This window comes from Pseudomonas sp. YQ_6 (assembly GCF_043103245.1).
GTDB classification, from domain to species: domain Bacteria; phylum Pseudomonadota; class Gammaproteobacteria; order Pseudomonadales; family Pseudomonadaceae; genus Aquipseudomonas; species Aquipseudomonas alloputida.
The window spans coordinates 12,954-35,387 of record NZ_JBICJR010000006.1 but is presented as its reverse complement, the minus strand read 5'-3'; the positions used below and the strand labels follow the sequence as shown (position 1 = coordinate 35,387).

General features: G+C 63.1%; 20 protein-coding genes and 1 other RNA gene. 18 read left to right on the top strand and 3 right to left on the bottom strand.

Annotation, left to right across the window (positions count from 1 at the left end; genetic code table 11):
* Positions 1 to 33: 33 nt before the first annotated feature.
* Positions 34 to 405, bottom strand: a complete 372-nt coding sequence (locus tag ACF8FG_RS01915; RefSeq protein WP_003251836.1) for a YraN family protein — start codon at positions 403 to 405, stop codon at positions 34 to 36.
* Positions 405 to 2,222, bottom strand: coding sequence for a penicillin-binding protein activator (locus tag ACF8FG_RS01910; RefSeq protein WP_014592288.1), 1,818 nt, complete (start codon positions 2,220 to 2,222; stop codon positions 405 to 407). The genes ACF8FG_RS01915 and ACF8FG_RS01910 overlap by 1 nt, the downstream gene beginning before the upstream one ends.
* A 186-nt stretch (positions 2,223 to 2,408) precedes the next feature.
* Between ACF8FG_RS01910 and rsmI the strand changes: the two genes are divergently transcribed.
* The 18 genes from rsmI to lpxC all read left to right on the top strand — a co-directional run bounded on the left by rsmI (position 2,409) and on the right by lpxC (position 21,848).
* Positions 2,409 to 3,284, top strand: a complete 876-nt coding sequence (gene rsmI / locus ACF8FG_RS01905; protein ID WP_014592287.1) for a 16S rRNA (cytidine(1402)-2'-O)-methyltransferase — start codon at positions 2,409 to 2,411, stop codon at positions 3,282 to 3,284.
* Positions 3,285 to 3,351: 67 nt separating this feature from the next.
* An RNA gene (gene rnpB, locus ACF8FG_RS01900) (RNase P RNA component class A) lies at positions 3,352 to 3,727 on the top strand.
* Positions 3,728 to 4,035: 308 nt separating this feature from the next.
* Positions 4,036 to 4,491, top strand: coding sequence for a division/cell wall cluster transcriptional repressor MraZ (gene mraZ / locus ACF8FG_RS01895; protein ID WP_019439042.1), 456 nt, complete (start codon positions 4,036 to 4,038; stop codon positions 4,489 to 4,491).
* A complete protein-coding gene (gene rsmH, locus ACF8FG_RS01890; protein ID WP_014592285.1) occupies positions 4,488 to 5,435 on the top strand; it encodes a 16S rRNA (cytosine(1402)-N(4))-methyltransferase RsmH in 948 nt (315 codons plus the stop codon). The genes mraZ and rsmH overlap by 4 nt, the downstream gene beginning before the upstream one ends.
* Positions 5,432 to 5,725 (top strand): cell division protein FtsL, encoded by a 294-nt coding sequence (gene ftsL / locus ACF8FG_RS01885; protein WP_003251845.1) that lies wholly within the window; start codon positions 5,432 to 5,434, stop codon positions 5,723 to 5,725. Before rsmH ends, ftsL begins: the two co-directional genes overlap by 4 nt.
* Complete coding sequence (locus tag ACF8FG_RS01880; RefSeq protein ID WP_162912026.1) at positions 5,725 to 7,464, top strand: penicillin-binding protein 2; 1,740 nt, start codon at positions 5,725 to 5,727, stop codon at positions 7,462 to 7,464. Before ftsL ends, ACF8FG_RS01880 begins: the two co-directional genes overlap by 1 nt.
* Positions 7,461 to 8,951, top strand: coding sequence for a UDP-N-acetylmuramoyl-L-alanyl-D-glutamate--2,6-diaminopimelate ligase (locus ACF8FG_RS01875; protein ID WP_019439040.1), 1,491 nt, complete (start codon positions 7,461 to 7,463; stop codon positions 8,949 to 8,951). The genes ACF8FG_RS01880 and ACF8FG_RS01875 overlap by 4 nt, the downstream gene beginning before the upstream one ends.
* Positions 8,944 to 10,311, top strand: a complete 1,368-nt coding sequence (gene murF, locus ACF8FG_RS01870) for a UDP-N-acetylmuramoyl-tripeptide--D-alanyl-D-alanine ligase (protein ID WP_019439039.1) — start codon at positions 8,944 to 8,946, stop codon at positions 10,309 to 10,311. Before ACF8FG_RS01875 ends, murF begins: the two co-directional genes overlap by 8 nt.
* Complete coding sequence (gene mraY, locus ACF8FG_RS01865; protein WP_003251852.1) at positions 10,311 to 11,393, top strand: phospho-N-acetylmuramoyl-pentapeptide-transferase; 1,083 nt, start codon at positions 10,311 to 10,313, stop codon at positions 11,391 to 11,393. Before murF ends, mraY begins: the two co-directional genes overlap by 1 nt.
* A 6-nt stretch (positions 11,394 to 11,399) precedes the next feature.
* The gene (murD, locus tag ACF8FG_RS01860) at positions 11,400 to 12,746 is read left to right on the top strand and encodes a UDP-N-acetylmuramoyl-L-alanine--D-glutamate ligase (RefSeq protein ID WP_026031974.1); all 1,347 of its coding nucleotides are present in this window, start codon (positions 11,400 to 11,402) and stop codon (positions 12,744 to 12,746) included.
* On the top strand, positions 12,743 to 13,957 hold the full coding sequence (gene ftsW / locus ACF8FG_RS01855) for a putative lipid II flippase FtsW (protein WP_014592279.1): 1,215 nt from the start codon (positions 12,743 to 12,745) through the stop codon (positions 13,955 to 13,957). Before murD ends, ftsW begins: the two co-directional genes overlap by 4 nt.
* Positions 13,947 to 15,026 carry an undecaprenyldiphospho-muramoylpentapeptide beta-N-acetylglucosaminyltransferase gene (gene murG / locus ACF8FG_RS01850; protein ID WP_003251858.1) on the top strand — a complete coding sequence of 360 codons (1,080 nt, stop codon included), beginning with the start codon at positions 13,947 to 13,949 and terminating at the stop codon, positions 15,024 to 15,026. The genes ftsW and murG overlap by 11 nt, the downstream gene beginning before the upstream one ends.
* Positions 15,019 to 16,467: a UDP-N-acetylmuramate--L-alanine ligase gene (gene murC / locus ACF8FG_RS01845; RefSeq protein WP_010952455.1), complete on the top strand. Its 1,449-nt coding sequence runs from the start codon at positions 15,019 to 15,021 to the stop codon at positions 16,465 to 16,467. Before murG ends, murC begins: the two co-directional genes overlap by 8 nt.
* A complete protein-coding gene (locus ACF8FG_RS01840) occupies positions 16,464 to 17,420 on the top strand; it encodes a D-alanine--D-alanine ligase (protein ID WP_014592278.1) in 957 nt (318 codons plus the stop codon). Before murC ends, ACF8FG_RS01840 begins: the two co-directional genes overlap by 4 nt.
* A 5-nt stretch (positions 17,421 to 17,425) precedes the next feature.
* Positions 17,426 to 18,295, top strand: a complete 870-nt coding sequence (locus ACF8FG_RS01835; RefSeq protein ID WP_003251865.1) for a cell division protein FtsQ/DivIB — start codon at positions 17,426 to 17,428, stop codon at positions 18,293 to 18,295.
* A 14-nt stretch (positions 18,296 to 18,309) separates the two neighbouring features.
* Positions 18,310 to 19,572: a cell division protein FtsA gene (ftsA, locus tag ACF8FG_RS01830; RefSeq protein ID WP_003251867.1), complete on the top strand. Its 1,263-nt coding sequence runs from the start codon at positions 18,310 to 18,312 to the stop codon at positions 19,570 to 19,572.
* 55 nt (positions 19,573 to 19,627) lie between these two features.
* Complete coding sequence (gene ftsZ / locus ACF8FG_RS01825; protein ID WP_003251871.1) at positions 19,628 to 20,824, top strand: cell division protein FtsZ; 1,197 nt, start codon at positions 19,628 to 19,630, stop codon at positions 20,822 to 20,824.
* A gap of 112 nt (positions 20,825 to 20,936) precedes the next feature.
* A complete protein-coding gene (lpxC, locus tag ACF8FG_RS01820; RefSeq protein ID WP_003251873.1) occupies positions 20,937 to 21,848 on the top strand; it encodes a UDP-3-O-acyl-N-acetylglucosamine deacetylase in 912 nt (303 codons plus the stop codon).
* 47 nt (positions 21,849 to 21,895) lie between these two features.
* Here lpxC and ACF8FG_RS01815 read toward each other — a convergent pair whose 3' ends face one another.
* Entirely contained in the window at positions 21,896 to 22,351 is a 456-nt protein-coding gene (locus ACF8FG_RS01815) for a DUF721 domain-containing protein (RefSeq protein ID WP_014592276.1), read from the bottom strand.
* Positions 22,352 to 22,434: the final 83 nt, after the last annotated feature.

Sequence of the window (22,434 nt, the reverse complement as noted above, 5' to 3'; positions counted from 1 at the left end):
CGCGATACATAGAGCAAAAAAAACGAAGTGGGTTCAGCATTCGAAGGCGTTTTTCAGCCATTGAAGCGGTCTGCCTGCATGGTGGCTACCCTGCAGGGCGACCACGTCGAAGCGGCAGGGATAGTTGCCCCAGTGGGCCTCCTTCTGCAGGAACAGGCTGGCGGCAAGCACCAACCGTTTCTGCTTGCGCCCGTCGATACTGTCGAGGGCGCCTCCGAAGCCCGCGTGCAACCGGTAGCGGACTTCGACGAATACTACTGTATCGGCGTCGAGCATGACCAGATCAAGCTCACCGCCTTTGCATCGCCAGTTGCGTGCCAGCAACTGCAGCCCTTGCCCCTGAAGGTACTCAAGGGCTTGGGTTTCTGCCGCTTGCCCGGCACGGGTAGGCGATGCTGCGGCCATCAACGCACGGTGTCAGGCAGGCGCTTGACCTGGCCGCCGGCAAACTCGGCCCATGGCAGCTGGCGTTCGACGCGCTGGTTGGCATTGATGCTCAGGCTGCCCGAAAGGCCAAGGACGCGGTTGTCCGGTAGCGCTTTCAGTTGGCCCAGGCGCGGCGCCAGGCTGTAGGCATCGACGCCCATGGCATACAGGCGGCCGAGGCTGCCGGCGGCTTGCGGCCATTGCTGTACAACCTGTTGACGCAGGCTGTTGCTGGTGTCGAGCAGCCAGGGTGTTTCGCAGAAGCGGATGCCGTTCATGTCATTGTACTGGTTGACGTCACCGCTGGCGCTGTACAGGTTCGAGGTGGCATAGACCGGCACGTCACCGGCGTACTGGAAGTTCAGGGTCGGCTTGATCTGTTGCGCCTGTTGTGGGGTCGAGGCGAGGAAGATGAAGTCGATGTCCTGGCGGCGCGACGGTTGTGCAGCGATGCTGCCGCCCACCGTGCTTTGCAGGCTCTTGGCGCGGCCTTCGCTCTGGCGCAGCTGGAACAGGTCGGCAATTTGCTGGGCCAGGGCGACTGGCTGGGCGATGCGCTCGGCGGCGAGCAGGGTTCCGCCATTGCCTTCCCAGTCCTGGCGGAAGGCGGCCAGGACGCGGTCACCCCATTCGCCGCTCGGCACCAGGGCAACGGCGCGGACCATGCCATCGGCGCGGGCGCGGCGGGCCACTTCGCGGGCTTCGTCCTCGGCAGCCAGGCCGAACTGGAACAGTTGTGGCGGCGCCTTCTGACCGGCGTCGGCGTAGTTCAGGGCCAGTGTGGTGATCGGCAGCTGTGGTTTGGCGGCCAGTTGTTTGACCAATGGCTTTTCAAGCGGGCCGATGACCAGTTGCACGCCGGCGGCTTGCGCCTGGCGATAGAAGTCGTCCAGCGAGCCGATGCGTGAGCTGTCGAACACCTGCACCGCAGGCGCTGGCTGGCCGCTTTGCTGGGCCTGGAAGTGGGCGGCCATGAAGCCATCGCGCAGGGCGCGGGCTACACCGGCCAGCGGGCCTTCCTGAGGCAGCAGCAGGGCGATCTTGGTCAGCGGCTGGCTGGCCAGCTCCTTGAGCTTGGTCAGGGCCAGCGGCAGTTGCTGGGCGGCAGGGTGGTCCGGGTGCTGTTTGACCCAGGCTTCGATGGCCGCTTGCTGCTGCTCCAGGGTGCCGGCGCTTTTCACGGCGAAGGCCAGGCTGGTCCAGCCAGCCAGGGTCTGATCGTTGGTTGGCTGCTGCAGTTGCTCTGCAGGCAGCGAGGCGACCAAGGCCCAGATGGCGTCATTGTTGGTGCTGGCGGCCTGGCCGCCGAGCAGCGGGGCCAGCAGGATGCGCTGCTGTGCGGCAGCCAGGGCCTGGCCATCGGCTTCGAGCGCGGCAGCGTGCACACTGTAGGTGCGCGCTTGCAGGTCTGCCGGCAGTTCGGCGAGGCGCTGCAGGCTGGGGTGGGCCAGTGCGGTCAGCGCTGCCTTGGGCTGGTTGCGGCTCATGGCCAGCTCGGCCGCGAGGGTGCTGGCGAACACTTGCTGGGCCGGCTTGAGCGTATCCAGCGGGACCTGCTCGAGAATGCGTGCGGCGCGTGGGAAGTCCTTCTGCTTGTAGGCCAGGTCGGCTGCGCTCAGGCGCAGCAGTGCGGCGTCTTCAGCAGACGTGCTGGAAGCGGCCTTTTCGAGCAGTTGCTCGATGCTGGCGTCCGGGGTGCGTGGCAGTTCGCCCAGGCTGGATGAGGGCGAGCTGGCGCAGGCTGCCAGCAGGGCGGCGAGGCAGAGGGCTGTGAGCAGCCGCAGGCAAGCGATCATGTAAAGGTCCTGTTACTCGATCAAGTTGGCCGGCAATTGTACCCAAGCGCTGGCCGGGGCGCGATGTTGCTGTGTCGATCCTTCACTATAGGTGGCTTGTTCCTGATCGCTGGCGAAGTTCTTTGCGCCCTGTTGCAGGCGCTCGGGCTACAATGGCGCCTTTGATCCGAATGACAGGTGTGCGCAGTGACTGATGTGGCAGGGGCTTCGAAATCCACGGTGGGGACGCTGTATGTGGTGGCAACCCCCATCGGCAACCTTGACGACATGAGCGCCCGGGCGCTGAAGGTGCTGGCGGACGTGGCGCTGATCGCCGCCGAAGACACCCGTCATTCGATCCGCCTGCTGCAACACTTTGGCATCGATACGCCGTTGGCCGCTTGTCATGAGCACAACGAGCGTGACGAGGGCGGGCGTTTTCTCTCCAAACTACTGGCGGGTGAAAATGTGGCGCTGGTCTCCGATGCCGGCACGCCTCTGATTTCCGACCCGGGCTATCACCTGGTGCGCCAGGCCCGTGCTGCGGGGGTGAGTGTGGTGCCGGTGCCGGGCGCCTGTGCCTTGATCGCCGCGCTATCGGCGGCAGGCCTGCCCTCGGACCGCTTCATCTTCGAAGGCTTCCTGCCGGCCAAACAGGCAGGTCGCCGGGCGCGCCTGGAGCAGGTGAGGGAAGAGCCACGCACGTTGATCTTCTACGAAGCCCCGCATCGAATCCTGGAATGCCTTGAAGACATGGAGGCGGTATTTGGTGGCGATCGTCCGGCGTTGCTGGCGCGCGAACTGACCAAGACCTTCGAGACCCTAAAGGGCTTGCCGCTGGCTGAGTTGCGCGCCTTCGTAGCCGGCGACAGCAATCAGCAGCGTGGTGAATGCGTGGTGCTGGTCGGCGGCTGGAGTGCGCCGGAGGGCGAGCAGGCCATCAGTGCCGAAGCACAGCGCGTGCTCGACCTGCTATTGGCTGAGTTGCCACTGAAACGGGCGGCGGCGCTTGCAGCGGAAATTACCGGGGTGCGCAAGAACCTGTTGTATCAACTGGCCCTTGAAAAGCAGAAAGCCGAATAGTGGCAGTTTGATATAAATGGCGTTAGCGCTTGTTCTTGCGCCCGCGTGTCGGTAACCTTGGCGGCGGAGAGTCGATCGGACAGTCGCTGCCTGTTTTTGTTCCGCAACTTTTTGTTGTGTGAGCAGCAGGGGGAGGAAAGTCCGGGCTCCATAGGGCAGAGTGCCAGGTAACGCCTGGGAGGCGTGAGCCTACGGAAAGTGCCACAGAAAATAACCGCCTAAGCACTTCGGTGCCGGTAAGGGTGAAAAGGTGCGGTAAGAGCGCACCGCACGGCTGGCAACAGTTCGTGGCTAGGTAAACCCCACTCGGAGCAAGACCAAATAGGGTTCCATCAGGCGTGGCCCGCGTCGGAACCGGGTAGGTTGCTAGAGGCGTCCAGTGATGGCCGTCGTAGAGGAATGACTGTCCTCGACAAAACCCGGCTTACAGATCGACTCTCCACCTTTCTTTCCCTGCTTGAATCGATAGCAGATCCTCTCTGGTAATACCGAAAAAATCTTACTCTTAATAAATTACTTTAACTTCGAACTCCATTCGCTTGCGTGGGTTTGATTTTTCTCGTGTTTTTTTCTCTCTGGCAGTCCTTCCACATTCCGTTGTTGCGCTAAATCTCGGTCCTGTAAGGCTTTTCCTTATGAACGTGCCTTGACGGTGCTGCGGGCGGATTCCTATAGTGTGCGCAAGTGGCAGAAAGTGGGATGAAGTGGGTTTTCTGACACAAAAAAGCTAACATTGTGGGGAATCACAGCCGTGTTCCGCGGAGCCAACGCCGTCAGCCTCGATGCAAAGGGCCGTCTCGCCATGCCGAGTCGGTACCGTGACGAGCTCGACTCACGTTGCAATGGCCAACTGATCGTGACCATTGACGCCGTAGACCCCTGCTTGTGTGTTTATCCCCTCGATGAGTGGGAACAGATAGAAGCCAAGTTGCGTGCCTTGCCATCGTTGCGTGAGGAAAACCGCCGCCTGCAGCGTTTGCTGATTGGTAATGCGGTTGACCTGGAGCTCGATGGCAGTGGGCGTTTCCTGGTGCCGCCCCGCCTGCGTGAGTACGCCAAGCTCGACAAGAAGGCGATGCTGGTGGGGCAACTGAACAAATTCCAGCTGTGGGATGAAGATGCCTGGAACACGGTTTCGGCAGCTGACCTTGCAGCTATTCAACAACCGGGCGCCATGCCCGACGAATTGCGTGACCTGATCCTGTGACCATAGATAGCGGCTTCAACCACATCACCGTCCTGCTCGACGAAGCTGTCGAGGCATTGGCCCTGCGCGCCGACGGTTGCTATCTGGACGGTACTTTCGGCCGGGGCGGACACAGCCGTCTGATTCTCAGCAAGCTCGGGCCGCAAGGGCGGCTCCTGGGCTTCGACAAAGATCCACAAGCGATTGCCACGGGGCAAGCGCTGGCGGCCGAAGACGGCCGCTTTGTCATTGTGCAGCGCAGTTTTGCCGAGTTGGGTGCAGAAGTGGCAGCGCGCGGCCTGCACGGCAAGGTCAGTGGTGTGTTGCTGGACCTGGGCGTGTCCTCGCCGCAGCTGGATGACCCGGAGCGTGGCTTCAGCTTCCTCAATGATGGCCCGCTGGACATGCGCATGAACCCGGACCAGGGCATCAGTGCCGCTGAGTTCATCGCCACTGCGCCCGTGGAAGAAATCGCCCGCGTCTTCAAGGAGTACGGCGAAGAACGCTTTGCCGGGCGCATGGCGCGTGCAGTGGTCGAGCGCCGTGAAAAACAGCCCTTCACCCGTACCGCCGACCTGGCGGAGGTGCTCAAAGTGGCCAACCCGGCATGGGAAAAGGGCAAGAACCCGGCTACCCGTGCCTTCCAGGGCCTTCGCATTCACGTCAACAACGAACTGGGCGACCTGGAGGCCGGCCTTGAGGCTGCGCTCGATGCGCTCGAAGTCGGTGGTCGCTTGGCGGTCATCAGTTTCCACTCGCTGGAAGATCGTATCGTCAAGCTGTTCATGCGCAAGCTGGTGAAGGGTGAAGCCGACAACCTGCCGCGTAACCTGCCGGTTCAGCACAAGGCCTTCGAGCCGAAAATCAAGCTGATCGGCAAGGCTCAGTTCGCCTCCGAGGCCGAGCTCAAGGCCAACCCGCGGTCGCGTAGCGCCGTGATGCGCGTGGCGGAGAAGCTGCGGTGAGCAGGCTACTTGCCAAACCCTTGCCAGGCGGAAGCTTCCTGATGCTTTTGCTGTTCGTCGGCGTACTGGTTTCGGCCATTGCCGTGTCCTACAGTGCGCACTGGAACCGTCAACTGCTCAACACCCTGTACGGTGAATTGAACGAGCGCGACAAGGCTCAGGCCGAATGGGGCCGGCTGATTCTTGAGCAGAGTACCTGGACCGCTGCCAGCCGCATCGAGAGCCTGGCCTCCGAGCAGTTGAAGATGCGCGTGCCGTCAGCTGACGAAGTCCGGATGGTGGCGCCATGATGAAGCTCGAAGGCGCACTCTACCCGTGGCGCTTCCGCGTAGTGATCGGCTTGCTGGCGATCATGGTCGGCGCCATTTGCTGGCGCATCATCGACCTCCAGGTGGTTGACCGTGACTTCCTCAAGGGCCAGGGCGATGCACGCAGCCTGCGTCACATCCCCATCCCGGCGCACCGCGGCTTGATTACCGACCGCAACGGTGAGCCGTTGGCCGTGAGTACCCCGGTCACCACGTTGTGGGCCAACCCCAAAGAGATGCAGGCCTCCAAGGAGCGCTGGCCGCAATTGGCCGCTGCGCTGGGGCAAAACCCGCAGCAGTTGATCGAGCGCCTGACCCAGCAGGCCAACAAAGAGTTCATCTACCTGGTCCGGGGGCTGACCCCAGAGCAGGGGCAGCACGTGCTCGACCTCAAAGTGCCTGGCGTGTACGGCCTGGAAGAATTCCGCCGCTTCTATCCGGCCGGTGATGTGACTGCACACATGGTCGGCTTTACCGACCTCGACGACCACGGTCGTGAAGGGGTGGAGCTGGCCTATGACGAGTGGCTGGCCGGTGTGCCCGGCAAGCGCCAGGTGATCAAGGACCGGCGCGGTCGGCTGATCAAGGACATTCAGGTAACCAAGAACGCCAAGGCCGGGAAGACCTTGGCGTTGTCGATAGACCTGCGCCTGCAGTACCTGGCTACCCGCGAGTTGCGCAACGCCATTGCCGAACAGGACGCCAAGGCCGGCAGCCTGGTGATCATGGACGTCAAGACCGGTGAGGTCCTGGCCATGGTCAACCAGCCGACCTACAACCCCAACAACCGCCGTAGCATGTTCCCGGCGGCCATGCGTAACCGGGCGATCATCGACGTGTTCGAGCCGGGCTCCACGGTCAAGCCGATCTCCATGAGTGCGGCGCTGCAGAGTGGCCGCTGGAAGCCGACCGACAAGGTCGAGGTGTACCCTGGCAGCCTGCAGATCGGCCGCTACACCATCAAGGACGTGTCGCGCAGCGAGGGCCCGATTCTTGATTTGACCGGCATCCTGATCAACTCCAGTAACGTTGGCATGAGCAAGATCGCCTTCGACATCGGCGGCGAGGCCATCTACCGGGTCATGTCCCAGGTCGGCCTGGGCCAGTACACCGGCCTTGGCTTCCCGGGCGAGCGTGTCGGCAACCTGCCCAACCACCGTGAGTGGCGCAAGGCCGAGACCGCCACCCTGTCCTATGGCTACGGCGTATCGGTGACCGCCCTGCAGCTGGTGCATGCCTACGCGGCGCTGGCCAACGACGGCAAGATGGTGCCGCTGTCGATCATCAAGGTCGACAAGGCGCCGGAAGCCGTGCAGGCCATTCCGAAGGAAGTCGCCGAAACCGTTCAGGGCATGCTGCAGCAGGTGATCGAAGCGCCGCGTGGCGTCTTCCGTGCCCAGGTGCCGTTCTATCACGTGGCCGGCAAGTCCGGCACCGCGCGTAAGGCCACCGTGGGTGCCAAGGGGTACACCGAAAACGCCTACCGCTCGCTGTTCGCCGGCTTCGGGCCAATGAGCGACCCGCGCTACGCCATCGTCGTGGTCATCGACGAGCCAAGAAAGGGCGGTTACTTCGGTGGCCTGGTTTCGGCGCCCGTATTCAGCAACGTCATGTCCGGCACCCTGCGCCTGATGAACGTGCCGCCAGACAACCTGCCGCCACCTGCACCAGCCGTGCCATCACAAGTCAATGCAGCAGCCGCCAAGGGAGGGCGTGGATGATGACAATGCCATTAAGCAAACTTTTCGCCCACGCCAGCCGTGATCCGTTGATTCGCGAGCTGACCCTGGACAGCCGTAGTGTGCGCCCGGGGGACTTGTTCCTGGCGGTGCCGGGTGCCAAGGTCGATGGTCGCGAGCATATCGCCGATGCCCTGGCCCGTGGTGCTGCTGCCGTGGCCTATGAAGAGCAGGGCGCCAACGTGCTGCCGCTGACCGATGTGCCCCTGATTCCGGTCAAAGGCCTGATAGCTCAGCTGTCAGATATCGCCGGGCGCTTCTACGGTGAACCGAGCCGCCAGTTGAATCTGGTCGGCGTGACCGGCACCAACGGCAAGACAAGTGTTACCCAACTGGTCGCCCAGGCGCTCGACCTGCTTGGCCAGCGCTGCGGCCTGATTGGCACCCTGGGTACCGGTTTCTACGGCGAGTTGCAGAGCGGCCGCCTGACCACGCCGGACCCGATTGCCGTGCAATCGACCCTCAACGACCTCAAGAAAGGCGGCGCCAAGGCCGTGGCCATGGAAGTGTCTTCCCATGCCCTGGAGCAAGGCCGGGTTGCCGCACTGGAATTCGACATCGCGGTGATGACCAACCTGTCCCGCGACCACCTCGACTATCACGGCAGCATGCAAGCCTATGAGGCCGCCAAGGCCAAGCTGTTCGCCTGGCCGAGCCTGCGTTGCCAGGTGGTCAACCTGGATGACGGGTTTGGTCGTCGTCTGGCCGCCGACTTCGCTCGCCGCCCGAGTGTCGACCATATCGAAACCCGGCTGCTGAGCTACAGCCTGGAAAGCCCTGAGGCCTCGTTGTTCTGCCGCGAAGCCGTGTTCAGTGACGATGGCGTGCGCGCCACGATCGTCACTGCCCAAGGTGAACGTATCCTGCGCAGCCAACTGCTGGGCCGCTTCAACCTGAGCAACATGCTTGCCGCTGTGGCGACCCTGCTGGCGCTGGACTATGCGCTGGACGAGATCCTCAAGGTCACGCCGCAACTGCAGGGGCCGGTAGGCCGCATGCAGCGCCTGGGTGGCGGCGACAAGCCGCTGGTGGTGGTCGACTACGCGCACACACCGGATGCACTTGAAAAAGTGCTCGAGGCCCTGCGCCCGCACGCTCATGGCAAGCTGTTGTGCCTGTTCGGCTGCGGCGGTGACCGTGATCGCGGCAAGCGCCCGCTGATGGCCGAAGTGGCCGAGCGCCTGGCCGACCGCGTACTGGTCACCGACGACAACCCGCGTACTGAAGATCCGTTGCGCATCTTCGATGATATCCGCCCCGGTTTCACCAGGCCTGACGACGTCGAGTTCGTCGCCGGCCGTGGCGAAGCCATCGCGCACCTGATTGCTACCGCCGCTGCCAACGATGTGATCGTGCTGGCCGGCAAGGGGCACGAGGATTACCAGGAGATCAATGGCGAGCGCCATGACTTCTCCGATTTGACCGAAGCCGAAAAGGCACTTGCAGCCTGGGAGGCTCCACATGCTTAAGCCGCTGTCACTCAGCCAGCTGACCACCGCACTGAAGGGGCAACACATCGGTGGCGACGCCACGTTCACCGGCGTCAGCATCGATAGCCGCAGTGTCAGCGCCGGGCAACTGTTCGTCGCCCTGGCCGGCCCGCGTTTCGACGGCCATGACTACCTGGCAGATGTGAAAGCCAAAGGCGCAGTAGCCGCCCTGGTCGAGCGTGAAGTAGCCGATGTCGACCTGCCGCAGTTGCAGGTGGCCGATTGCCGCCTGGCCCTCGGCCAGCTCGGTGCATTGAACCGCGCCGCTTTCGACAAGCCGGTGGTGGCCATTACCGGTTCCAGCGGCAAGACCACGGTCAAGGAAATGCTCGCCAGCATCCTGCGTACCCGTGGCCTGGTGCACGCCACCCGCGGCAACTTGAACAATGACCTCGGTGCACCGCTGACACTGCTGGAGATCGCCCCGGAACACAGCGCGGCAGTGATCGAGCTGGGCGCCTCGCGCATTGGCGAAATCCGCTACACCGTAGGCCTGACGCAACCGCAGGTGGTGATCATCAACAACGCCGGTACTGCCCACGTTGGCGAATTCGGCGGCCCGGACAAGATCGTCGAAGCCAAAGGCGAGATTCTCGAAGGCCTGGGCCAGGGCGGTATTGCCATCCTCAACCTGGACGACAAAGCCTTTGACATCTGGAAGGCGCGTGCCGGTGCGCACAAGGTCGTCAGTTTCGCACGCGGCAACCCGAAGGCCGATTTCCACGCGTCAGACATTGGTCGCGATGCCCGTGGCTGCCCGTCCTTCACCCTGCATGGCGCCGGTGAAACGGTAGCCGTGCAACTCAATGTGCTGGGTGAACACAACGTCAGCAATGCCTTGGCCGCCGCCGCCGCTGCACATGCCGTTGGTCTGAGCCTGAGCGGCATCGCCGCCGGCCTGGCTGCGGTGCAACCGGTCAAGGGGCGTACCGTGGCGCAGATCGCGCCGAACGGGGTACGGGTAATCGACGACAGTTACAACGCAAATCCCACCTCTATGTGCGCAGCGATTGATATACTCGCCGGCTTTTCCGGACGCACCGTTCTGGTGCTTGGGGATATCGGCGAATTGGGGCAATGGGCGGAAGAAGGCCACCGTCAGGTGGGTGACTACGCGCGTGGCAAGGTTGACGCCCTGTACGCAGTGGGTTCCAACATGGCACATGCGGTCAAGGCGTTCGGCGCCAATGGCCGCCATTTCGCTACTCAAGCTGAGCTGATCGATGCGGTTAGCGCCGAGAATGCCAGTGACACCACTATCTTGATCAAGGGCTCGCGCAGCGCTGCGATGGAAAACGTCGTGGCGGCATTGTGCGGTGCCAGCGGGGAGAAACATTAATGCTGCTGCTGTTGGCCGAGTATCTGCAACAGTTCCACAAAGGCTTCGCGGTCTTTCAGTACCTGTCCCTGCGCGGGATTCTTGGTGTACTGACCGCGTTGTCTCTGGCGCTGTGGCTGGGCCCCTGGATGATCCGTACCCTGCAAATTCGCCAGATCGGCCAGGCCGTGCGTAACGACGGCCCGCAATCGCACCTGTCCAAGTCCGGCACCCCGACCATGGGTGGGGCGCTTATCCTGTCGGCCATCGCCGTCAGCACCTTGCTGTGGGCCGACCTGAGCAACCGCTATGTATGGGTTGTGCTGATCGTTACCCTGGCGTTCGGTGCCATTGGCTGGGTCGATGACTACCGCAAGGTGATCGAAAAGAACTCGCGTGGCCTTCCAAGCCGCTGGAAGTACTTCTGGCAGTCGGTGTTCGGCCTGGCGGCGGCGGTGTTCCTGTACAAGACGGCGCCAACCAGCGTCGAGACCACGCTGATCCTGCCGTTCATCAAGGATGTCACCATTCCGCTGGGCGTCGGCTTCGTCGTACTGACCTACTTCGTCATTGTCGGTTCGAGCAACGCGGTCAACCTCACCGATGGCCTTGACGGCCTGGCAATCATGCCGACGGTGATGGTCGGCGGCGCGCTGGGCATCTTCTGCTACCTGTCGGGTAACGTGAAGTTCGCCGAGTACCTGCTGATCCCCTACGTGCCGGGCTCGGGCGAGCTGATCGTGTTCTGCGGCGCGCTGATCGGTGCCGGCCTGGGCTTCCTGTGGTTCAACACTTACCCGGCGCAAGTGTTCATGGGCGACGTCGGCGCGCTGGCGCTGGGTGCCGCGCTGGGCACCATCGCCGTCATCGTGCGCCAGGAAATCGTGCTGTTCATCATGGGCGGCATCTTCGTGGTGGAAACCCTGTCGGTGGTGATCCAGGTCGCCTCCTTCAAGCTGACCGGCAAGCGCGTGTTCCGCATGGCGCCGATTCATCACCACTTTGAACTCAAGGGCTGGCCAGAGCCCCGGGTGATCGTCCGATTCTGGATCATCACCGTGATCCTGGTACTGATTGGCCTTGCAACCCTGAAACTGAGGTAGATGAGCGTGTCTTTGATCGCTTCCGACCAATTCCGCATCGTTGTCGGCCTCGGCAAGAGCGGCATGTCCCTGGTTCGCTTCCTGGCGAGCCGGGGCATTGCCTTTGCGGTCGCCGATACCCGCGAGCAACCGCCGGAACTGGAAACCCTGCGCCGTGATTACCCGCAGGTGGAAGTGCGCTGTGGTGAACTGGACGTGGACTTCCTGTGCCGCGCCAACGAGTTGTACGTGAGCCCCGGTCTGGCCTTGGCCACGCCGGCCTTGCAGCAGGCGGCCGCGCGTGGCGTGAAGCTGTCTGGCGACATAGAGCTGTTTGCTCGCCATGCCAAGGCGCCGATCATTGCCATCAGCGGCTCCAACGCCAAGAGCACCGTTACGACGCTGGTCGGTGAAATGGCCGCCAAGGCCGGCAAACGCGTGGCCGTGGGCGGTAACCTCGGTACCCCGGCGCTCGACCTGCTGGCCGATGACATCGAGCTGTACGTGCTGGAGCTTTCCAGCTTCCAGCTGGAAACCACTGACCAGCTCAACGCCGAAGTGGCGACCGTTCTGAACATCAGCGAAGACCACATGGACCGCTATAGCGGCCTTCCGGCCTACCACCTGGCCAAGCACCGGATTTTCCGCGGTGCCCGCCAGGTGGTGGTCAACCGCCAGGACGCCCTGAGCCGGCCGCTGCCGGTGGAAGGCCGTCCATGCTGGACCTTCGGCCTCAACCCGCCCGACTTCAAAGCGTTTGGCCTGCGTGAAGTGGACGGTGAGAAATACCTGGCATTCGAGTTCCAGACGCTGATGCCGGCGCGCGAACTGAAGGTTCGCGGTGCTCACAACCAGAGCAACGCCCTGGCGGCGCTGGCCCTGGGGCATGCTGCAGGCCTGCCGTTCGAGCCCATGCTCGAGGCCCTGCGCGAGTTCGGTGGCCTGGCCCACCGTTGCCAGTGGGTACGCGAGCGTAATGGCGTGAACTGGTATGACGATTCCAAGGCCACCAACGTCGGTGCAGCCCTGGCCGCCATCGAAGGCCTGGGCGCCGATATCGAAGGCAAGTTGGTGCTGATCGCCGGTGGTGACGGCAAAGGTGCTGAATTCACTGCGCTGCGCGAGCCGGTCAAGCGTTTCTGCCGCGCCGTGGTACTGCTTGGCCGTGATGCCGAGCGCCTGGCCGAGGCCTTGGGCGATGCCGTGCCACTGGTTCGGGTCAAGACCCTTGACGATGCCGTACAGCAGTGTGCCGAGCTGGCCCAGGCCGGCGATGCCGTGCTGCTGTCGCCAGCATGCGCCAGCCTCGACATGTTCAAGAACTTCGAGGAACGGGGGCGCCTGTTCGCCCAGGCAGCGGGAGGCCTTGCATGATCTTCGGCATCTTCAAACCCTACCCGTCGCCGCTGATCAGCGGCCGTGGCGTCGACCTGGACTTCCCGATGCTCGCCGGTTGCCTGGCCTTGCTGGGCCTGGGCCTGGTGATGATTACTTCGGCCTCCTCGGAAGTGGCTGCGGTACAATCCGGAAACCCGCTGTATCACATGTTCCGCCACCTGGTGTACGTGTTCCTTGGCCTGGTGGCCTGTGGTGCAACCATCCTGGTGCCGATCGCCACTTGGCAGCGGATGGGCTTCATGATGCTGCTTGGCGCCTTCGGCTTGCTGGTACTGGTACTGGTGCCGGGTATCGGCCGTGAGGTTAACGGCTCCATGCGCTGGATCGGTTTCAGCTTCTTCAACGTACAGCCTTCGGAAATCGCCAAGGTGTTCGTGGTCATCTACCTGGCCGGCTACCTGGTACGCCGACAGACCGAGGTGCGCGAAACCTGGATGGGCTTCTTCAAGCCGTTCATCGTGCTTCTGCCCATGGCCGCATTGCTGCTGATGGAACCGGACTTCGGCGCCACGGTGGTGATGATGGGCGCGGCGGCGGCCATGTTGTTTTTGGGAGGGGTGGGGCTGTTCCGCTTCAGCCTGATGGTGGTGCTGGCGGTGCTGGCGGTATTTGTTCTGGTTCAGGCGCAGCCCTACCGGATGGCGCGCCTTATTACGTTCACCGACCCCTGGGCCGATCAGTTCGGCTCCGGCTACCAGCTGACCCAGGCACTGATTGCCTTCGGCCGTGGCGAGTGGCTGGGCGTTGGCCTGGGCAACAGCGTGCAGAAGCAGTTCTACCTGCCTGAAGCGCACACCGACTTCGTGTTCTCGGTCCTGGCGGAAGAACTGGGCGTGGTCGGCTCGCTGCTGACCGTCGCGCTGTTCGTGTTCGTCACCGTGCGCGCCCTGTACATCGGCCTGTGGGCCGAGAAGGCCAAACAGTTCTTTGCCGCCTACATGGCGTTCGGCCTGGCTTTCCTGTGGATTGGCCAGTTCCTGATCAACATCGGTGTGAACGTCGGCCTGCTGCCGACCAAGGGCCTGACCCTGCCGTTTCTCAGTTACGGGGGCAGCTCGCTGGTGATCTGCTGCGCCTGCGTAGGGCTGTTGCTGCGCATCGAGTGGGAGAGCCGCACGCATCTGGGCAGTGAGGAGCACGAATTCAGCGAAAGTGATTTTGCCGAGGAGACCAGTCATGGCCGCTGAAGGCAAAAATGTATTGATCATGGCCGGCGGCACCGGGGGGCACGTATTCCCGGCGCTGGCCTGCGCCCGTGAGTTCCAGAAGCGCGGTTACAGCGTGCACTGGTTGGGCACCCCACGTGGGATCGAAAACGAGTTGGTGCCACAGGCGGGTTTGCCATTGCACCTGATTCAGGTCAGCGGCCTGCGCGGCAAGGGCAAGTTGTCGTTGCTCAAGGCGCCTTTCACGTTGGTCAAGGCCGTGCTGCAGGCACGGCGCATCATTCGCCAGCTCAAGCCCGTATGTGTCTTGGGCTTTGGCGGCTATGTGACCGGCCCCGGCGGCGTGGCCGCGCGGCTGTGCGGCGTGCCACTGGTGATCCATGAGCAGAACGCCAGGGCCGGTACCGCCAATCGGTTGCTGGTGCCCCTCTCGGCGCGGGTCTGCGAAGCTTTCCCGAACACCTTCGAGGCCAGCGACAAGCGTCGCACCACCGGCAACCCGGTGCGTCCGGAACTCTTCATGGACGCGCAACGCGTGCCCTTGGGCGAGCGCCGCGCACGCCTGTTGGTGCTGGGTGGCAGCCTGGGTGCGGAACCATTGAACAAATTGTTGCCTAAGGCCCTGTCTGAAGTGCCCGCGGCGCTGCGGCCTGAAGTGTTCCACCAGGCCGGCAAGCAGCACGCACCGATCACCGCCGAGCGTTATCACGAGGTGGGCGTCGAGGCTCAGGTAGAGCCCTTCATCAACGACATGGCCCAAGCTTATGGCTGGGCCGACCTGGTGGTGTGCCGGGCCGGTGCCCTGACTGTCAGCGAACTGGCGGCAGCAGGCCTGCCTTCGATGCTGGTGCCTTTGCCCCACGCGATCGACGACCACCAGACCCACAACGCCCAATATCTGGCCCGCGAAGGCGCTGCCTTCCTGATGCCACAAGCGACAACTGGCGCAGCGCAACTCGCTGAACGCCTGAACGAGGTGCTGATGCAACCCGAGAAACTCAACGTCATGGCTGGCACCGCACGGCGCCTGGCCAAACCTGCTGCAACCAGCACCGTGGTCGATATCTGCCTGGAGGTGGCCCATGGTTGAGAGCCAGAAAGCCATGCCCCAGCCGAAGATGGGCCGTATTCGCCGTATTCACTTCGTCGGCATCGGCGGCGTGGGCATGTGCGGTATTGCCGAAGTGTTGCTGAACCTGGGCTATGAAGTGTCCGGTTCGGACCTTAAAGCCTCGCCGGTCACCGAACGCCTGGAGTCCTTCGGCGCTGAGATCTTCGTCGGCCACCGCGCCGAGAACGCCGCCACCGCCGATGTGCTGGTGGTGTCCAGCGCCATCAACCCGGCCAACCCGGAAGTTGCCACCGCCCTCGAGCGGCGCATACCGGTAGTGCCGCGTGCCGAGATGCTCGCCGAGCTGATGCGTTACCGCCATGGCGTGGCCGTTGCCGGTACACACGGCAAGACCACCACGACCAGCCTGCTGGCTTCAGTGTTCGCCGCCGGTGGCCTGGACCCGACCTTCGTCATTGGTGGCCGCCTTACCGCTGCCGGCACCAATGCGCAGCTGGGCACCAGCCGCTACTTGATCGCTGAAGCAGACGAAAGCGATGCCAGCTTCCTGCACCTGCAGCCGATGGTGGCGGTTGTCACCAACATCGACGCCGACCACATGGCGACCTACGAAGGTGACTTCAACAAGCTGAAGAAAACCTTCGTCGAGTTCCTGCACAACCTGCCGTTCTATGGTTTGGCGGTGATGTGCCTGGACGACCCGGTGGTTCGCGAGATCCTGCCGCAGGTCAAGCGTCCTACCGTGACCTACGGCTTCAGCGAAGAGGCCGACATCCGCGCCATCAATGTGCGTCAGCAGGGCATGCAGACCCACTTCACCGTGCTGCGCCGTGACCGCGAGCCGTTGGAGGTTTCGGTGAACATGCCCGGCAACCACAACGTGCTCAACGCCCTGGCTACCATCGCCATCGCCACTGACGAAGGCATTACTGACGAGGCTATCGTCCAGGGCCTGTCCGGCTTCCAGGGTGTTGGTCGTCGCTTCCAGGTATACGGCGAGCTGCCGGTCGAGGGCGGCAGTGTGATGCTGGTCGACGACTACGGCCATCACCCCACCGAAGTGGCGGCGGTGATCAAGGCTGTGCGCGGTGGCTGGCCAAGCCGCCGCCTGGTGATCGTCTACCAGCCGCACCGCTACAGCCGCACCCGTGACCTGTACGACGATTTCGTCCAGGTACTGGGCGATGCCAACGTGCTGCTGCTGATGGAAGTCTACCCGGCCGGCGAAGAGCCGATCCCCGGTGCCGACAGCCGTCAGCTGTGCCACAGCATCCGCCAGCGCGGCAAGCTGGACCCGATCTACATCGAGCGCGGCGCCGAACTGGCACCGCTGGTCAAGCCACTGCTGCGCGCTGGCGACATCCTGCTCTGCCAGGGTGCCGGTGATGTCGGCGGCCTGGCCCCCCAGTTGATGAAAAGCCCGCTGTTCGCAGGCGCCAAGCAGGAGAAGTCGAAATGACCAGCGCCTACGACAAGCTGCACTCGACCCTGGACGTCAAGGCGTTCGGCCGCGTCGCCGTTCTGTACGGTGGCAAGAGCGCCGAGCGTGAGGTGTCGCTGAAATCCGGCGCGGCAGTGATCGATGCGCTGAGCACTGCCGGCGTCGACGTGGTCGCCATCGACGTCGGTGACGACCTGCTCGCTCGCCTGCAGAGCGAGAAGATCGACCGCGCCTTCATCATCCTCCACGGCCGTGGCGGTGAAGACGGGAGCATGCAAGGTTTGCTGGAGTGCCTGGGCATCCCCTACACCGGCAGCGGCATCCTGGCTTCGGCGCTGGCGATGGACAAGCTGCGCACCAAGCAGGTGTGGCAGAGCCTGGGCATTCCCACGCCACGCCACGCGGTGCTGGCGAGCGAAAGCGATTGTTTGCAGGCCAGTACGGAACTGGGCTTCCCGCTTATCGTCAAACCCGCCCATGAAGGCTCTAGCATCGGCATGGCCAAGGTGAACAGCGCCCAGGAACTGGTCGCCGCCTGGCAGGACGCCGCCAAATACGATTCCCAGGTACTGGTGGAGCAGTGGATCCACGGCCCGGAGTTCACCATCGCGGTACTGCGCGGCCAGGTGCTGCCGCCGATCGCCCTGGGTACGCCGCACGTGTTCTACGACTACGACGCCAAGTACATCGCCAACGATACCCAGTACCGCATCCCGTGCGGGCTGGATAGCGTCAAGGAACAGGAACTGATCGACCTGACCGCGCGCGCCTGCGATGCCATTGGCATCGAAGGCTGGGGGCGGCTGGACGTGATGCAGGACGAGCAGGGCCGGTTCTGGCTGCTCGAAGTCAACACCGCACCAGGCATGACAGATCATAGCCTGGTGCCCATGGCGGCCCGCGCGGCTGGCCTGGACTTCCAGCAACTGGTGCTGGCAATCCTGGCCGAAAGCGTGGCGACGCGAGGTTAATAACCATGCAAGGCGCGATGATACGTCAGCAGCAACCCGTTACCGGCCGTAGCAAGCCGGTGCCGCGTGGTGCCAGCCGGCTGGTGGCCGACGAGCCCGTATCGGCGCGCCTGCCCCGGCCAAGCCTGGGCGGCCTCAAGCGCTTGCTGTGGCCGGTGTTGCTGGTGGCGGCCGGCTTTGGTGCCTACGAGGGCGCCATTCGCCTGATGCCGTACGCCGACCGCCCGATCACCAAGATCGATGTGCAGGGTGACCTCAGCTACATCAGTCAGCAATCGGTGCAGCAGCGTATCGCGCCCTACGTGGCGGCGAGCTTCTTCAGCGTCGACCTGCCGGCGATGCGCGCCGAGCTCGAGCAGATGCCGTGGATCGCCCACGCCGAAGTGCGCCGGGTGTGGCCCGACGAGGTGGTGATCCGCCTTGAAGAGCAACTGCCGGTGGCACGCTGGGGGGACGCAGCCCTGCTCAACAACCAGGGTCAGGCTTTCACCCCGCGCGAGCTGGCCAACTATGAGCACCTGCCGCAGCTGGCCGGGCCGCAGCGTGCTCAGCAACAAGTCATGCAGCAGTATCAGGTATTGAGCCAGATGCTGCGCCCCTTGGGCTTTTCCATCGCTCGCCTGGAGCTGCGCGAGCGAGGCAGCTGGTTCCTGACCACCGGTGCGAGCAGTGCCGGGCCAGGCATCGAGTTGCTGCTGGGGCGCGATCATCTGGTGGAGAAGATGCGCCGTTTCATTGCCATTTACGACAAGACACTCAAAGACCAGATCACCACTATCGCCCGCATTGATCTGCGTTATTCCAACGGACTTGCCGTTGGTTGGCGGGAACCGATTGCACCGACGACGGCCCAACCCGCCGTTGCGAAGAATTAGAGAGAGGCAGGACCATGGCAAACGCGCATAGCGGCAAAATGATCGTCGGGCTGGACATTGGCACCTCCAAGGTGGTGGCGCTGGTGGGCGAAGTGGGCGAAGACGGCACCCTGGAAATCGTCGGGATCGGCACCCATCCGTCCCGTGGCCTGAAAAAAGGCGTGGTGGTGAACATCGAGTCCACCGTGCAGTCGATCCAGCGCGCCGTGGAAGAGGCGCAGCTGATGGCCGGCTGCCGTATCCACTCGGCGTTCGTCGGTGTGGCCGGTAACCACATCCGCAGCCTGAACTCCCACGGCATCGTCGCCATCCGTGACCGCGAAGTCAGCCTGGCCGACCTGGAGCGCGTACTCGACGCTGCCCAGGCCGTGGCGATTCCGGCCGACCAGCGCGTGCTGCATACCTTGCCGCAGGACTACGTGATCGACAACCAGGAAGGCGTGCGCGAGCCGCTGGGCATGTCTGGTGTGCGCCTGGAAGCCAAGGTTCACGTGGTCACTTGCGCAGTCAACGCCGCCCAGAACATCGAGAAGTGTGTGCGCCGCTGCGGCCTGGAAATCGACGACATCATCCTCGAGCAGCTGGCCTCGGCCTACTCGGTACTGACCGATGATGAAAAAGAGCTGGGCGTGTGCCTGGTGGACATCGGTGGCGGCACCACTGACATCGCCATCTTCACCGAGGGTGCCATCCGCCACACGGCGGTCATCCCGATTGCTGGCGACCAGGTGACCAACGACATCGCCATGGCCCTGCGTACACCGACCCAGTACGCCGAAGAAATCAAGATCCGCTACGCCTGTGCCTTGGCCAAACTGGCTGGCGCTGGCGAGACCATCAAGGTGCCGAGCGTGGGCGATCGCCCACCGCGCGAGCTGTCGCGCCAGGCCCTGGCCGAGGTGGTGGAGCCACGTTACGACGAGCTCTTCACCCTGATCCAGGCCGAACTGCGCCGCAGTGGCTACGAAGACCTGGTGCCCGCCGGCATCGTCCTCACCGGCGGCACCGCGAAGATGGAAGGCGCCGTGGAACTGGCCGAGGAAATCTTCCACATGCCGGTACGCCTGGGCGTGCCGCACAGCGTTCGGGGGCTGAGCGACGTGGTGCGCAACCCGATCTATTCCACTGGCGTGGGCTTGCTCACCTACGGCCTGCTGAAGCAGTCCGAGGACTTGGCCCTGACCGGTAACAGCAACAGCAGCAGCAACAGCTATGGCGATGAACCGAAGGCCCCAGTGCTTGAACGCTTCAAGAAGTGGGTCCAGGGCAACTTCTAAGTTTCAAAGCAGTAGTGGTAGGCGCAACAACTAGAGAACTGTAAGGAGAGGGAAAATGTTCGAGCTCGTAGACAACGTCCCGCAAAGTCCGGTCATTAAAGTGATCGGCGTTGGTGGTGGTGGCGGCAACGCCGTCAATCACATGGTCAAGAGCAGCATCGAAGGCGTGGAATTCATCTGCGCCAACACCGATGCCCAGGCGCTGAAAAACATTGGCGCGCGCACCATCCTGCAATTGGGCACGGGTGTGACCAAGGGCCTGGGTGCCGGTGCCAATCCGGAAGTCGGCCGTCAGGCCGCGCTGGAAGACCGTGAGCGCATCGCCGAAGTGCTGCAGGGCACCAACATGGTGTTCATCACCACCGGCATGGGTGGCGGTACCGGTACCGGTGCAGCGCCAATCATTGCCGAAGTGGCCAAGGAAATGGGTATCCTCACCGTAGCAGTGGTGACCCGTCCGTTCCCGTTCGAAGGCCGCAAGCGCATGCAGATCGCCGATGAAGGCATCCGCATGCTGGCTGAAAGCGTCGACTCGTTGATCACCATCCCCAACGAGAAGCTGCTGACCATCCTGGGCAAGGATGCCAGCCTGCTGTCCGCCTTCGCCAAGGCTGACGATGTACTGGCTGGTGCCGTACGCGGTATCTCCGACATCATCAAGCGCCCAGGCATGATCAACGTCGACTTCGCCGACGTGCGCACCGTGATGGGTGAAATGGGCATGGCCATGATGGGTACTGGCTGCGCCAGCGGCCCGAACCGTGCGCGTGAAGCCACCGAGGCAGCTATCCGTAACCCGCTGCTGGAAGACGTCAACCTGCAGGGCGCCCGCGGTATCCTGGTGAACATCACCGCAGGCCCGGACCTGTCGCTGGGTGAGTACTCCGACGTGGGTAGCATCATCGAAGCCTTCGCCTCCGACCACGCGATGGTCAAGGTCGGCACCGTGATCGACCCGGACATGCGTGACGAACTGCACGTGACCGTGGTGGCCACTGGTCTGGGCGCACGCATCGAGAAGCCTGTGAAGGTGGTCGACAATACCCTGCAGACTGCCCAGCAGGCGTACGAAGCGTCCAACCCTGCACCGGTACGCCAGGAGCAGCCAGCGGTCAACTACCGTGACCTGGAGCGCCCGACCGTCATGCGCAACCAGGCGCATGCAGGTGCTGCCGCAGCCGCTAAACTGAACCCTCAGGATGACCTGGACTACCTCGATATCCCAGCATTCCTGCGTCGTCAGGCTGATTAATGGAATTTATCAGGGGTATAAAGGTGATTGGTATTCATCAAAGGTTGGGTCTGTTATCATCCCCAGCCTTTGTTGATACCTGTTCGCAATTTGCGCTGAAGCGGCCAATGCCATGATTAAACAACGCACCCTGAAGAATACCATCCGTGCCACAGGTGTCGGTCTGCACTCCGGGGAGAAGGTTTACCTGACCCTCAAGCCTGCACCTGTTGACACCGGCATCGTCTTCCGCCGCGCCGACCTCGACCCTGTCGTCGAGATCCCTGCGCGTGCGGCCAACGTCGGCGAGACAACCATGTCGACGACGTTGGTCAACGGTGACGTCAAGGTCGATACGGTCGAGCACCTGCTCTCCGCCATGGCGGGTTTGGGCATCGATAACGCCTACGTCGAGCTCTCCGCCTCGGAAGTGCCGATCATGGATGGCAGCGCCGGTCCTTTTGTATTCCTGATTCAGTCTGCCGGCCTGGAAGAACAGGACGCAGCCAAGAAGTTCATCCGCATCCTGCGTGAGGTAACCGTGGAAGAGGGCGACAAGCGCGCCACGTTCCTGCCTTTCGAAGGTTTCAAGGTGAGCTTCGAGATCGATTTCGATCACCCGGTGCTTCGCAACCGGACCCAGAGCGCCAGCGTCGACTTTTCCAGCACGTCGTTCGTGAAGGAAGTCAGCCGCGCGCGTACTTTTGGTTTCATGCGTGACATCGAGTACCTGCGCAAGCACAACCTTGCGTTGGGTGGCAGTGTCGAGAACGCCATCGTGGTCGATGAGGACGGCGTGCTCAACGAAGACGGCCTTCGTTACGAAGACGAATTCGTCAAGCACAAGATCCTCGACGCCATCGGCGATCTGTACCTGCTGGGCAACAGCCTGATCGGCGAGTTCAAGGGCTTCAAGTCCGGCCACGCGCTGAACAACCAGCTGTTGCGCAAGCTGATTGCTGAAACCGATGCCTGGGAAGTGGTCACTTTCGAAGATGCCAGTACGGCACCGATCTCGTACATGCGCCCTGTTGCGGCCGTGTAAGTTCGAACACTCTCTAGTTCATTAAGGCCACCTTCGGGTGGCCTTTTTTATGGCTTGCCCTCGGCGTGGGCGGCCAACCGTTCCAGTGCTGCGCGCAGTTTGGGGTCGGTAATGCCCTCGGCGGTGTCACGCAGGCTCTCGGCCGCGCTGTTCGAAAGCTCGGCCGCATGCCCGCCACGCTTGGCCGGTACCAGCGGCGGTTGCACCTTGTACAGGATGCGCCTGAGGTTGCCGAATGCTTCCATGGCCTGCAGGGCCGCCAACAAGCGCTTCTGCTGGTAGCGCAGGCGGGTTGCCCAATGGCCGTCGGTAACCACCAGCAACAAAGTACCATCGCGCCAGGACGCCACATGGCAGTGCTCGCGGGCAGCCGGTTGCAACTGGCTTTCCAGCAGGCGCTGCAAGTGTTCCAGGCGCTCGGCCTGGTTCAGCAGCAGGCGCAGCGGGCGCACCTGGCGCAGCAGGGCGGAGGGCGGCTGGGCGGGGGAGGGTTTGTAGGCCATGGGGGTACGCGTGAGGTGACGTGGGCACAGTCTAACATCTCCGTTGCCTGTGCCGGCCTCTTCGCGGGTTAACCCGCTCCTAC